Consider the following 12,747-nt stretch of genomic DNA (forward strand, 5'->3'; position numbering starts at 1 on the left):
GCTAAAGTCATGTTTTACAAAACTAATTGAATGAAGTTTAAGACCAATACAGAGGTAGGTTATTAGCTCGTTATAGCCAATACCCTGGCTTAAACTGACTGGGCTTAGAAACTGTTTTTTTAACTTAAGGATTCTGCTAGCATCTTTTTGACGTAATTCGGCAAAGCAAAGGCAGCTTGGTGAATTTCGGCATTGTAGTATTGCAAGTTGTTCTCGCGCTCAAAAGCTGCAACGCTTTCAGAACTCACTTTACGAGGATCGATCGCACCGTTTGAAGCGAGTTGAAAACTCCAAATTCCAGAAGGATAAGTCGGGATTTGAAACAGTAAAACGTAAACTCGATCCGCTCCGAAAATCTTTTTTAAACAGGCATTTAGTTCTGCAAAAACTGTTTGATGAAAGGCAGGAGATTCAGCTTGCGTTACGAGTAAACCATTGGGCTTGAGCGCGCGCTGGCAATTGCGATAAAATTCAGCAGAAAAAAGTCCTTCGGCTGGCCCGACTGGATCGGAACCATCGATAATAATTAAGTCGTAACTTTCGGCAGCAGCATCGGCAATAAATTTGAGTCCGTCGCCAACTTGAAGATCGAGTTTGGGATGGGAAAAACTTTGGGAGAGGGTGGGAAGATGGAGCTTGCAAGCTTCGATGACGTTTGCATCGATTTCTACCATCACGACTCGCTCGATTTCGGGATGTTTAAGAATTTCTCGCACTGTCCCGCCATCACCGCCGCCGATGACGAGAACATCTTTAACAGCACCGTGGGCTAAAATTGCGGGATGCGCGATTGTTTCGTGGTAATGCGCTTCGTCCTTCTCAGTACACATGACCATGTTATCGATTGTCAGTGTTTTCCCGTAGCCATAGGTCTCAATAATCCGAACTCGCTGAAATTCTGAGGTTTTATCGTAGAGGATTTCACCCGTGTAGCGTAGGGCAAGAGCTTGGTTTTCATCGGCATCGGTAAACCAATATTGGCGATCGCGCGGAGAGGTTTCTGCATTTGCCTGCATTTTACTGTCCGGCTGGATTTGAATCGAGTCCATATGCGCCCCTTTGCAAAAAAGTTGAGATAGGGTTATAAGATACCGCAATTGCGGCATTCTTGGATCGGGGGGAGACAGAGTGAGGGGGTGATGGGGTGCGCGATGAATTCAACGATTAAGTCAAATTTCTTAATTCTTAATACTAATTCCCAACTCCCAACTAATAGCTATAGCAGTTTTCACCTAGATGAGGTACACCCAGCGGGCGAATACCATTCGCCCCGTCTCGAAATCCGCGCCCCTACCGATTTGATTTTTGGAACTGTACCTCACGCCAACGAAAAACGCTATATTCATTATTCATGATTCATCATTCATTATTCATTAAAATCAGGGCAGCCAACGAGGGCGCATTCCGGTAAGGGGAAGCTCAACTAAGTCGGGCTGAGATTTTTCGTCGGGGACGGCGGAAGGAGCAATAAGCAGCCAAAGTTTGCTGGAAACGATCGCGTCGCCAGAATTCGTTCTTAATAAGGCTCTATCGTTGAGGTTAGAATCGACAATGATGCGATCGAATAAAACCCCAATTCCATCGGGGGCTAAACTCATCTGTATATCTCGATAGTCGGGCAGCTTAACAATGGGCGCGCCCTTTGCTTTTTCTAAATCGATCGCGGCAAAATAGGGTTTTTCGAGATATTTTTCGCCTTCGGAAACTTCTGTTAGCAAGCAATACAAAATCGTACTCGAAGGGCTGAATTGACAGTTAACAATTGAGCCTTTCACGTCGGCAACTTTGCGCTGCGTGCCAAGAGCGTCTACTACATAAAGCGATTGGACGTAGCGCAATTTCGGATCGTTTTGATTGAAATTTACGAAAACGGCAGCGGAACCGTCTCGATTGAAACTCAGAATTCTGCCAAATTGCGGTAAGAAATCTAGAGCTTTTTCTTGTTCGTTGAGGGGAAAAACAGCAATTCCTTCACCTTTAGCGGCGACAAGGGTTTGACTGTCCGGCGCGATCGCAAAATCGCCGCTCGGTGTATCGTTAAGGGGTTGAATTTCGTTATTCTCTCGTTTAATCCAAAGTTTGGTATCAGCAGGATTTTTGCGATTGATACGCTGAATGACGATGTTTTTGCCATCGCGAGAGAGATCGAATTTGAGGTTTTGATAGTCTTGATTATTTACGACTCGTTCGATACTGTTAGCAGTTGGTTCTGCGGTGTCTAAGCCCGTAGGAACTTCGTACAATTGCTGTTCGAGGACATCAATGCTACCCGCACCGCGCTCGACGGCAGCAAATAAGATGCGATCGCGCTCTGGATAGGGAATAAAATCGTTAACAACCAAGTTGGGCGGCGTAAGAACGGTTTTCTTTTCTGTCGTCATATTGAAAAGAATTAAACGCCCTTGTTCTTCGCCCTCCGCACCGATATAGGCGAAGACGCGATCGCGGGTGCTAAACTTGCCCTCAAAGGGCAGAATAGCAGGTCCTTGGGTTTCCTTGGCGCTAAAGCGTTCTCTAGCTCCTTTTAAATCGAGGGCAAATTCGGTTCCGTAAGGCGCAGGCGAGTGGAGTGTATAGGCCATTGTTCGACCTACCCAACTGATTTTACCGCCGAGCGCGGGCTTAAGTGTCAGGTTCTCTTCAACGCTAGCGCGATCCATCGGACGGCTAAAGGTGAGCAAAAAAGCCGTATCCTCCGCACTCACTTTCTTATTTTGCCAGCTAAATTGGCGAACTCTCGGCCCCGCGTGCAACCAGCAGTCGCCCGTACAAGACGTGCTTCCCCAAGCCATCAACGCAATGGCAACGCTGAGAACGAGGATCGTTAAAAGGGCGACGCGATCGAGAGGGTAAGGAAATTGCGTTCTTTTCATCTTTGCTTGTTGCGTTTAACCCCGCAGGGATTGCAGCAGCTTTGGCAGCAGCTTGAGAATTATCGCGCTATGATTCTACCGCAAACCTTCCACGAGCGTTTGTTCCTTCACGATGAGGCTTGTGGGGGTGGCGTTTCTGGAATTCAAAGCGTTCGGCTTGTAGTTCTAGCTCGGGTATCTTCCCTTCTCGTTTTCTAAGTCGTTGCAGGCAAGATGGAAACTCTCCTACACAATCCGATTGCAGAAATGTATGGTCCGTCCTTTTTAATCTTATACGGGGGCTTACTGGCGATCGCCTTTTTAGTCAGTCAATTTCTCCGAAAAAAAGAGGATAAAACCGCTCTCCCAATCCCCAAAGTTCCGAGCCAGCCCGATCCCTATCAAATTGCCTATTTACGCGGTGGCTCGGTTTATGCGATCGAATTAGTTTGTTTCAGCTTATTGCAGCGCGGTTATCTAGCGTTACAAGGAGAATCCTTCGTTATTTCTACCGAGTCGCCTTCCCCAGCGGAATTGAACTCTTTAGAACGGACTGTGTTCGATCGCTTTAAAGAGGCGCGATCGCTAGAGGCAATAAGGCAAGATAGAACGCTTAAAGCTGCTGTCAAAAAGTGTTATCGTCAGTCTACAAAGGACGAACACTTGCTGTTTTCAGAAATGCAGCAAAAAGTCTCCCTAATTTTTCACGCGATCGCCCTAGCCTTTTTCCTCAGTTTAGCAGGCTATAAAGTTTTGACCGCCTTAATCAACGGACATCACAATATTCAAATATTGAGTTCGATGGCGTTTGTTGCAGCCTTGTACTTTATTTCGCGTTTGAATAGAGCGCCTGTTCGCTTGACTCAACGCGGCAGCGATTACATCCAGTCAATAAAAATGGCATTTGAGAGCGTAAAAGTTGAAGCACACTCTCCGGAGCGCTCCAACCTCGCGATCGCGCTTTTTGGTCACTCAAAACTCGTTGGAACTCCCTACGCACAGTATTCAGCATTCTTTCTTTTTCAAGACAATAAATCTCTTAGCTCTGCTTCCGTTAGTGCGAGCAAAAGAAGTGGAAGTAGCAGCGGGGATAGTAATAGTTGTGGTGGGGGGTGCGGGAGTAGCTGTAGTGGGGGTTGTGGCGGTTGTGGGGGAGATTAATAACTTTTGAAGCTACAATAATTCTGACATCAAAGGTAGGTCAATCGTGGAAAACTTAATTCACAATCCTATTGCTGAAATGTACGGCCCGCATTTTTTAATCTTGTACGGGGCGTTAATCGCGATCGCGGTTTTAGTGACTCAGTTCTTCCGAGATGACGCGACAACCGATCTCCTACAGCTTCCAACTCAACCCGATCCTTATGAAGTTGCGTATTTGCGGGGAGGAACTGCTTATGTTTTAGAACTCGCTTGCTTTAGCTTATTGCAGCGCGGCTACTTAGAACTTCAGAACGAATTGCTCGCACCGCTCTCAACACATCCGCATTTATCAGAACTCAATTCGTTAGAAGAGCGGGTTTTTAAGACTTTCAATAGTCCCAAAGCGATCGCAACAATTAAGGAAAATCTGGAACTGACAACCGCTTTAGAAAAGCAATATCGCGGACAAGCGATCGACAAGCAATGGTTTCATTCCGAAGCGAAAAAACGGACGGCGTTTGCTGCGAACGCGATCGCGGTAGGATTTCTGTTGAGCTTGGCTGGTTATAAAATTGCCGCAGCCTTAATCAACGGACATCGAAATATCGGTTTTTTAATTTTGATGGCGCTCGCAGTAATCTTTTTATTTGCCAACCCTTTTAATCCCTATACTGCTCCTCGTTTAACTCGACGCGCGCAGTCGTATCTCTCTCGTCTCAAAACTGCTTTTTCCAGCCTAACCGTGGAAGCAGAATCTGCCTATAATTCTCTCCTCGCGATCGCGTTATTTGGTTCCGCTAAACTCGCCGGAACACCCTACCAAGACTATTCCTCTCTTTTTAACGCGGGATATTCTTATGCTCCCTCCTCATCTCGTAGCAGCAGCAGTTATAACAGTAGTTGTAGCAGCGGTGGTAGCAGTTGTGGCAGCAGTTGCGGTAGCAGTTGCGGAGGGGGATGTGGCGGCGGTTGTGGCGGTTGTGGAGGGGGATAAAATAGTGTTACCTTCAACACCTTTAGGAATTGGTTTGGGTTATCGAGAACCCTTTCGCAGCGAGCTTTTTTTAAACCGCGATTCGGTTGATTTTCTAGAAATTGTTGCCGAACACTATCTCGATCCTAATCCTTTCAAACAGCAAGAACTCGAACTCCTCGCCGCCCATTTTCTCCTCATTCCCCACGCTCTCAATTTATCAATTGGTAGCGCCGAAGGAATTGATGAAGATTACCTCAAAATTCTCGCTCATTTGATTCGCAAACTCGATCCGCCTTGGTGGAGCGAACACCTTTGTTTTACCCGCGCGGGTGGTATCGATATCGGGCATCTTTCGCCCCTTCCTTATACTCGCGAAGCAGTAGAAGTTGTTTGTCGTAATATCGAAACCGTTCGCCGCCAAATTGACGTTCCTTTAATCCTCGAAAATATTTCCTACTTGGTGACAATTCCCGGTTCGGAGATGACAGAAGCTCAATTTATTGGCGAAGTTGCCGATCGTGCAGAGATCGGAATTCTCCTCGACGCAACTAATTTATACACCAATTCTATAAACCATAGTTATGATATAAAAAACTTTTTATCGCAACTCCCATTAGAACGAATTGTGCAACTTCATTTCGTCGGCGGTTACTGGAACAATGGCATCTTAATTGACAGTCATTCCCACGCCACACCAATAGAAGTTTGGGAGTTAATGGCAGAAATTATTGCAAGCGCTCCCGTGCGATGTGTTGTCTTAGAACGCGATGAAAATTTACCGCATTTTGCTGAAATATTAACTGAGTTAGAACGCGCGCGGCAGATTTTTAAGTTTTCTGAGGATAAACAAGTTTAAGGATTTGAATGCCATTTCCTATAAGTTTTGCACTAAATTTTACCGTAGGGGCATAACAGTGTTATGCCCTTAGCCTGGGGAACAATCCAAGCTCCATGAGAAATGGTGTAAGAACCACAAAGACACAAAGGACACAAAGTAAGAGCGCGGGTATTTCACCGATGAGGCAAGAAGGAGCATTTAATACATGGTAAACTCGCAAAATTTAGCCAAAACGCAACAGTTTTTAGCTCGACTTTATACCAATCGTCAATTGCGCGAAGATTTTTTTACTAATCCTCCTGATGTGGCACGAAAATGGGGTATAGAAGAAGGATCGATTCAACAATTATCTACCTTAGATCGCGCGCAAGTTGAATTTTTCGCGAGTTCCTTAATCTCTAAACGTTTAAACCAAGTTAGCAAATTTTTGCCTTTAACTCAAAAAGCTTTAGGGCGAGATTTTTCTCGTCTCTTTGTAGACTACGCCGAAACCTATTCACCTTCAGGGATTAAAAAACATTGGCAGGATGCTTTAGCGTTTTGCGACTTTTTACAACAAACTCCTTTTGAGAAAGATTGGTGGTACGATGTCGTGCGTTACGAACGGGAAAATTTGCGACGCTTGGATTCAAAACTGCAATTTTGCTGTTATCGATCGCGCTATGCAATCCAACCTTTAATTGAAAGCTTGCAAAAATCCTCAGAAACTCCTGTTTTGATTCAAAAACCAACTTGGGTTGTGGAATTTAAAATTGGAGAATTTTCATCAAACTTCAGGAAGAATATGGTTTAATTCTAAGAGTTCGGGAACAATATTCCTTAATTTCTGCACTAAAGCTTCGAGAGAATCAGCCTCAGTCACTAAACCCGGTACGTCTTCACTTGTTGCAGTCCATACCCGAACTTCTGGATCCCAAAAGGCTTTCATCTGACAAGCGATCTTGTTCATTATCCTTATGAATTGTTTTCAAGTTCTAGGTTAGCAAATTCTCAGAAGAGATGGAGCGGATAAAGATGTTGGTTAGAGCGAAATTCTAGCCAACAAGTCTGTCAATTCTCAAACGCAAATTTGCTCCAAAGTTTGGAAGAATTCGGGGTAAGAAATGGAAGCAGCTTCGGCGCGGCGAACGGTGGTTTCTCCCTTGGCGCGGAGGGCTGCGATCGCGAAACTCATGGCAATCCGATGGTCGGTATAACTGTCCATTTCTGCCCCGGTTAAATTCGCTCCGCCGCTAATTTCTAAGCCATCCGGCAACTCGCTAACCGTTGCACCCATGCGGTTGAGGTGGGCGGCAGTTACGGCAAGGCGATCGCTCTCCTTCACTCGCAATTCTGCCGCATCTCGAATTTGGGTCGTCCCTTGCGCAGCGATCGCAGCAACTGCTAAAATAGGGATCTCATCGATTAACCTAGGGATAATCTGGCCGGAAATCGTGCACCCCTTCAACTTGCTATAGCGCGCGCGCAAATCTGCTACGGGTTCCCCCGCTACCAAGCGTTCGTTTTCCAACGTAATATCGCCTCCCATCTCGCCCAACGCTTCGAGGATTCCGGTGCGAGTCGGGTTCACACCGACATTTTCCACCACTAATTCCGAACCCGGTACAATCGCCGCAGCCACCAGCCAGAAAGCCGCCGAACTGATATCACCGGGAACAATAACGTGCTGCCCTTTTAACTCGCCTTCCTGCCCGTAAATCCCGACGCTATTGGTACGGGTATCGACTTCAAGTTTAGCCCCAAAGGCTTGCAACATTCGTTCGCTATGGTCGCGGGAGAGGGCGGGTTCGGTAACGGTAGTCTTACCGGAGGCAGAAAGTCCGGCGAGTAGCAAGCAAGATTTAACTTGTGCCGAGGCAATGGGAGAGATGTAATGAATGCCTTTGAGTTGTTGCCCTCTGACGGCCAGAGGAGCGAGAGTATCGCCGTTTCTGCCCCAAATTTCCGCCCCCATTTGTCGCAGGGGTTGGATGACGCGAGACATGGGACGAGAGCGTAAGGAATTATCCCCTGTAACGGTAAAGAAGCGATCGCGACTCGCCGCCAATAGCCCCAACATCAACCGCAGCGTCGTTCCCGAATTGCCCGCATTGAGGACATCTTGGGGTTCCTGCAACTGTCCCAAGCCAATCCCTTTAACCGTGACTTTCGCTTCGTTTAACTCGGAGATTTCCGCCCCCATCGCCCGGAAACAAGCAGCCGTACTGCGGGGATCCTCGCCCAATAATAACCCTTCAATGGTCGTTTCTCCCGACGCGATCGCGCCCAACATCAACGCCCGATGCGAAATCGACTTATCCCCCGGCACGCGAATGCGCCCTTGTAGCGACAGATTCGGGGAGGGCGTAACGATTAAATCTTGATGGTTTTCTCGGGATTGAAGCGTAACGACAGCCATGAGTGGGGAGATAACATAAGGAGCATCGCCGATTTTATCCCATTTTGAGACCAAGGCTTGGCAATCCCGTAGGGTGTGGAGCGCGAAGCGTAACGCACCATTCCCGTACCATTCCCACTCCGAGAGGTTTTGACGATCGTTTTCCGTAAATTATCATAGAGCAAGACTCTACACCGACCGCTAGATGACCGACGCGCCCTGCGAAGCAGCACGAAGTCCCGACTTTCAACCCTACTTACAAGCCATCCGCCAACGTTACGAGCGCTGGTGGGAAGTTTATAGCGTAACCGATGTCCGAGGGCGAGAAAACTGCCCGCCTTCCGCCCCTCCCTACGGCAAAAATTCCTCATCCCCCTTCGACTTTGGGTTGACGGTGCAAGTGGTAACGCCAGAAGAGAAGCGCCCGCAGCAACCTCTACCTGTATTAGAAAGGTTGCGGAAGTATGTCTTTGACGAAAAGACGCGGCATCTGCTTTTAGTAGGAAGACCGGGATCGGGGAAATCGACAGCTTTAGCGCGATTGCTGTTGGAAGAGAGCAACGCAACTTCGGGCGTAATTCCCGTGCTGGTGGAATTGCGTTATTGGCAGACTTCCATCGAAGCGCTGATTCTCGATTTCTTTGGCCAGCACGGGTTGAAATTGAACGAAACGCAACTGGAAACTCTGCTGGTAGAAAAGCGTTTCCTGCTGCTGATGGATGGCATCAACGAATTATCCTCAGAAACAGCGCGATCGCAATTAAACACCTTTCGGCAAACCTATCGACAACTTCCCATCATCTTTACCACGCGGGATTTAAGCTTAGGCGGCGATTTCGGCATTGAGAAGAAATTGGAAATGCAACGCCTAACGGAACCGCAGATACAGGCTTTTGTCCGCGCCTATTTGTCCGAACCAGGGGAAGAATTATTGCGGCAGTCACAGGGAAAATTGCGGCAGTTTGGCGAAACGCCCTTGCTGTTGTGGATGCTGTGCGAAGTGTTTCAGCAAAGTCCTCAAGCGCAATTACCGAGGAACTTGGGCGGAATTTTTCAGGTGTTTGCGCGCTCTTATGAAAACAGTAGCGTGCGAAAACACGAAGTTGCTCCTTTGAAAGGGGATACTAAACCCTTGTCGGAGCGAAAATTGTGGGCGAAAGCGCTGGAGCATTTGGCGGGATTGATGGTGCGCGGCAAAAATTCCGTTGAGTTGGAAGTGACGATTGAGCGGCAAGTAGCAGAACGAGAACTCGAAGGACTCTTTCAGGGCGAACCCTTTCCCCCGAAAACAGCGCGCGATTGTTTGGATGATTTGCTCAAATATCACCTCTTGCAAATGAAAGTCGAAGATAAAATCGAGTTTCTGCACCAATTGATTCAAGAATATTATGCAGCCGAGGCATTATTGGCGCGGTTGCCAGAGTTGAGCGATGCGGAGTTGAAGCGGGATTATCTCAATTATCTGAAGTGGACGGAACCTGTGGCGTTGATGTTGGGGTTAGTTGGGGATGAGACGCAGGCGCTGCGGGTGGTGCGGTTGGCGTTGGAGGTGGATTGGAGGTTGGGAGCGCGATTGGCGGGGGAGGTGAAACGGGATTTTCAGGAACAGACGGTGGGAATTGTAACGGCGTTGGATGTGCCGCAGGGGTTGAAGTGGGAGTTGTGGGTGGAAACGCGATCTGATGTTGCTGTTTCGGAATTGGTTAATGCAGGTGAAGATGAATCCTCCTGGGTGCGTCAGAGGGCGGCAGAGGTGTTAGGGAAACTGGGTTCAGAGGCCGCGATACCGGGTTTGCTCTCTGCTGTGCGTGGAAGTGTGGTAGAAGCATTAGGAAAACTGGGTTCGGAGGCGGCGATACCGCGTTTGCTCTCTGCTCTCGAAGATGAAGACTCCTGGGTGCGCAAAAGTGCGGTAGAAGCATTAGGAAAACTGGGTTTAGAAGCCGCGATACCGGGTTTGCTCTCTGCTCTCGAAGATGAAGACTCCTGGGTGCGTGAAAGTGCGGTAAAAGCGTTAGGAAAACTGGGTTCAGAAGCCGCGATACCAGGTTTACTCTGGACTCTCGAAGATGAAGATTACCGTGTGCGTGAAAGTGCGGTAAAAGCATTAGGAAAACTGGGTTCGGAGGCGGCGATACCGGGTTTACTCTGGGCTCTCGAATATGAAGACTCCGATGGGCGTGAAAGTACGGTAGAAACGTTAGGGAAACTGGGTTCAGAAGCCGCGATACCAGGTTTACTCTGGACTCTCGAAGATGAAGATTACCGTGTGCGTGAAAGTGCGGTAAAAGCATTAGGAAAACTGGGTTCGGAGGCGGCGATACCGGGTTTACTCTGGGCTCTCGAAAATGAATCCTCCCTGGTGCGTGAAAGTGCGGTAAAAGCGTTAGGAAAACTGGGTTCAGAAGCCGCGATACCGGGTTTGCTCTTTGCTCTCGAAGATGAATCCTCCCGGGTGCGTGAAAGTGCGGTAGAAGCGATAGGAAAACTGGGTTCGGAGGAAGTGATACCGGGTTTGCTCTCTGCTCTCAAAGATGAAGATGACTTGGTGAGCATGAGGGCGGTAGAAGCGATAGGAGAACTGCATTCAGATGCGGCGATACCGGGTTTGCTCTGTGCTCTCGAAGATGAATCATACTGTGTGTACAAAAGGGCGGTAGAAGCGTTAGGAAAACTGGGTTCGGAGGCAGCGATAACGGTTTTGTTTCAGGTTCTTGAAAATCAAGACCCAGCAAGGTGTTTGCACGCAGCAGAAGCATTGTGGCATTTTAGTTTAAATGCCACAATATTAGGTTTGATCGAAAGTCTTAAAAATCCACACTTTTTTGTGCGTTGGAGTGCGGTTCAAGCTTTAGAAAAAATAGGATTAGAAACGGCTATAATAGGGACAATCGAAGGTCTTAAAGATCGAAGCTTTTTGATTCGCTGGTATTCGTTAGAAATTCTATGGCAGATTAGTTTAAATATTGAAATTTTCGATCTGCTTCATTTTTTTGAAAATTACGAATCGAGCGAGTGGGAATATCTAAAAGAGTTATACAAAGACCAGTGCAAAGAAAAGTTAATAATGGGTTTTCTCAAAGACCTTGATAGACCAGAATATTTCCTTCGCTGGAGTGCTGTGAAGGCATTAGGAAAATTGCCTTCCAAAACAGGAATTCCAGGTTTAGTAAAAAGTCTTAAAGACAGAGAGCCTCTCATACGTCTATACGCGATACAAGCGCTATGCAATCAAAGTTTAGAAGCCGGAATGCTGGGCGCGATCGAAGGTATCAACGATCCAGATATATGCGTGCGTTTGTATGCAATGAAAGCCTTAGAAGAACTGGGTTCGGAAGTGGCAATACCGGGTTTTCTCCAGACTCTCGGACACGAAGATTCCTTAGTGCGTCAGAGGGCGGCAGAGGTTTTAGGAAAACTGGGTTCGGAAGTGGCAATACCGGGTTTGCTCTCTGCTCTCGAAGATGAAGACTTCTGGGTGCGCAAAAGTGCAGTAGAAGCGTTAGGAGAACTGGGTTCAGAAGCCGCGATACCGGGTTTGCTCAATGCTCTCAAAGATAAATACTCCGATGTGCGTGAAAGTGCGGTAAAAGCGTTAGGAAAACTGAGTTCGGAAGCCGCGATACCGGGTTTGCTTTCTGCTCTCGAAGATGAAGACTCCCGGGTGCGTGAAAGTGCGGTAAAAGCGTTAGGAAAACTGGGTTCAGAAGCCGCGATACCGGGTTTACTCTGTGCTCTCGAAAATGAAGACTCCCGGGTGCGTGAAAGTGCGGTAAAAGCATTAGGAAAACTGGGTTCAGAAGCCGCGATACCGGGTTTGCTCAATGCTCTCGAAGATGAATCCTCCCGGGTGCGTAATAGTGCGGTAGAAGCGTTCGGAAACCTCAAAAACGATCGCGCCGCCCACATTCTCCCCCACCTCCTCACCCTCATCCCCACCGAATCCGGCGAATCCGCATTCCGCGCCCTCACTGCCATTCAAGCCAACTGCAAATTCTACAACTACGACCTCTTCAAATCTCCTCCCCTCCCCACAGTACCCGCAACGCCTCCTGCTGTCGTTCGCTATGAGTTCCACAACACCGAAGTCGTCACCATCGTCGAAAAAAATAACGGCGAAGTCATCGGCAAACAAATCTCCGAGGCAGAATAAAGAGAAATACAGTTGAAGTTTAAAGCAAATGGCAAAAACCCTAACCCTGAAACTTCCAGACGAACTTGAAAATTAATTAAACTTGCGCGCTGACTCCCTTAACCTCTCTCTAGAAGCATTCATTCTGCAAACCTTAAGTCAATCGCTTCCTTCAACCCAACCCGTCGCCCTATGGCCGGAGATTATTTTAAGCTTTAAAGGTATCCCCGACTTCCTCCCTTTCGAGTCCTACCGCGACGAACTCCTTCCCCCTCGCGAACCGGAGGTTTTTTAGTGCGTTACTTGCTCGATACCTGCGTTATCAGCGACTTCATCAAACAAGAACCCGGTACGCAAACCCGCCTTCAACAAACTCCACCCACCGACATCGCTGTTTCCAGCATTACCGTCATGGAACTGCGTTAGTAA

12 protein-coding genes are annotated in these 12,747 nt (G+C 47.7%); 8 read left to right on the top strand and 4 right to left on the bottom strand.

Annotated features, from left to right (window positions below; genetic code table 11):
• Positions 1–119: 119 nt before the first annotated feature.
• Entirely contained in the window at positions 120–1,049 is a 930-nt protein-coding gene (speE, locus tag H6G50_RS00710) for a polyamine aminopropyltransferase (RefSeq protein ID WP_190712290.1), read from the bottom strand.
• 330 nt (positions 1,050–1,379) lie between these two features.
• Positions 1,380–2,873 carry a hypothetical protein gene (locus H6G50_RS00715; protein WP_190712292.1) on the bottom strand — a complete coding sequence of 498 codons (1,494 nt, stop codon included), beginning with the start codon at positions 2,871–2,873 and terminating at the stop codon, positions 1,380–1,382.
• On the opposite strand from H6G50_RS00715, the gene H6G50_RS00720 reads away from it, so the two are divergent.
• From H6G50_RS00720 to H6G50_RS00735, 5 genes are all read left to right on the top strand, one after another.
• A complete protein-coding gene (locus tag H6G50_RS00720; protein WP_190712294.1) occupies positions 2,859–3,071 on the top strand; it encodes a hypothetical protein in 213 nt (70 codons plus the stop codon). The two genes, H6G50_RS00715 and H6G50_RS00720, sit on opposite strands and share 15 nt — an antisense overlap.
• A gap of 15 nt (positions 3,072–3,086) precedes the next feature.
• Positions 3,087–4,013: a TIGR04222 domain-containing membrane protein gene (locus tag H6G50_RS00725; RefSeq protein WP_190712296.1), complete on the top strand. Its 927-nt coding sequence runs from the start codon at positions 3,087–3,089 to the stop codon at positions 4,011–4,013.
• A 46-nt stretch (positions 4,014–4,059) separates the two neighbouring features.
• Entirely contained in the window at positions 4,060–4,989 is a 930-nt protein-coding gene (locus H6G50_RS24010; protein ID WP_347239837.1) for a TIGR04222 domain-containing membrane protein, read from the top strand.
• Between the two features lie 4 nt (positions 4,990–4,993).
• Positions 4,994–5,827: a DUF692 domain-containing protein gene (locus H6G50_RS00730; RefSeq protein WP_347239855.1), complete on the top strand. Its 834-nt coding sequence runs from the start codon at positions 4,994–4,996 to the stop codon at positions 5,825–5,827.
• A gap of 187 nt (positions 5,828–6,014) precedes the next feature.
• A complete protein-coding gene (locus H6G50_RS00735) occupies positions 6,015–6,602 on the top strand; it encodes a hypothetical protein (RefSeq protein ID WP_190712300.1) in 588 nt (195 codons plus the stop codon).
• On the opposite strand, the gene H6G50_RS00740 is transcribed toward H6G50_RS00735, so the two are convergent.
• Complete coding sequence (locus H6G50_RS00740; protein ID WP_190712302.1) at positions 6,576–6,758, bottom strand: DUF1902 domain-containing protein; 183 nt, start codon at positions 6,756–6,758, stop codon at positions 6,576–6,578. The two genes, H6G50_RS00735 and H6G50_RS00740, sit on opposite strands and share 27 nt — an antisense overlap.
• Before the next feature lie 108 nt (positions 6,759–6,866).
• Positions 6,867–8,207: a 3-phosphoshikimate 1-carboxyvinyltransferase gene (gene aroA, locus H6G50_RS00745; RefSeq protein ID WP_190712982.1), complete on the bottom strand. Its 1,341-nt coding sequence runs from the start codon at positions 8,205–8,207 to the stop codon at positions 6,867–6,869.
• 184 nt (positions 8,208–8,391) lie between these two features.
• Here aroA and H6G50_RS00750 point away from each other — a divergent pair, with 184 nt between their 5' ends.
• The 3 genes from H6G50_RS00750 to H6G50_RS24340 all read left to right on the top strand — a co-directional run bounded on the left by H6G50_RS00750 (position 8,392) and on the right by H6G50_RS24340 (position 12,744).
• Positions 8,392–12,339, top strand: coding sequence for a HEAT repeat domain-containing protein (locus H6G50_RS00750; protein WP_190712304.1), 3,948 nt, complete (start codon positions 8,392–8,394; stop codon positions 12,337–12,339).
• Positions 12,340–12,421: 82 nt separating this feature from the next.
• Positions 12,422–12,613, top strand: a complete 192-nt coding sequence (locus H6G50_RS00755) for a hypothetical protein (protein WP_242032654.1) — start codon at positions 12,422–12,424, stop codon at positions 12,611–12,613.
• On the top strand, positions 12,613–12,744 hold the full coding sequence (locus H6G50_RS24340) for a hypothetical protein (protein ID WP_277882653.1): 132 nt from the start codon (positions 12,613–12,615) through the stop codon (positions 12,742–12,744). The genes H6G50_RS00755 and H6G50_RS24340 overlap by 1 nt, the downstream gene beginning before the upstream one ends.
• The last annotated feature ends 3 nt before the right edge of the window (positions 12,745–12,747 follow it).

Origin of the sequence: Oscillatoria sp. FACHB-1406 (assembly GCF_014698145.1) — a bacterium.
Taxonomy (GTDB): domain Bacteria; phylum Cyanobacteriota; class Cyanobacteriia; order Cyanobacteriales; family Spirulinaceae; genus FACHB-1406.

What these genes read in the sequence shown, in the direction of transcription:
- speE (WP_190712290.1), bottom strand. Translation starts at nt 1,049, where the DNA reads ATGGACTCGATTCAAATCCAGCCGGACAGTAAAATGCAGGCAAATGCA.
- H6G50_RS00750 (WP_190712304.1), top strand. Translation starts at nt 8,392, where the DNA reads ATGACCGACGCGCCCTGCGAAGCAGCACGAAGTCCCGACTTTCAACCC.
- H6G50_RS00725 (WP_190712296.1), top strand. Translation starts at nt 3,087, where the DNA reads ATGGAAACTCTCCTACACAATCCGATTGCAGAAATGTATGGTCCGTCC.
- H6G50_RS00740 (WP_190712302.1), bottom strand. Translation starts at nt 6,758, where the DNA reads ATGAACAAGATCGCTTGTCAGATGAAAGCCTTTTGGGATCCAGAAGTT.
- H6G50_RS00735 (WP_190712300.1), top strand. Translation starts at nt 6,015, where the DNA reads ATGGTAAACTCGCAAAATTTAGCCAAAACGCAACAGTTTTTAGCTCGA.
- aroA (WP_190712982.1), bottom strand. Translation starts at nt 8,207, where the DNA reads ATGGCTGTCGTTACGCTTCAATCCCGAGAAAACCATCAAGATTTAATC.
- H6G50_RS00715 (WP_190712292.1), bottom strand. Translation starts at nt 2,873, where the DNA reads ATGAAAAGAACGCAATTTCCTTACCCTCTCGATCGCGTCGCCCTTTTA.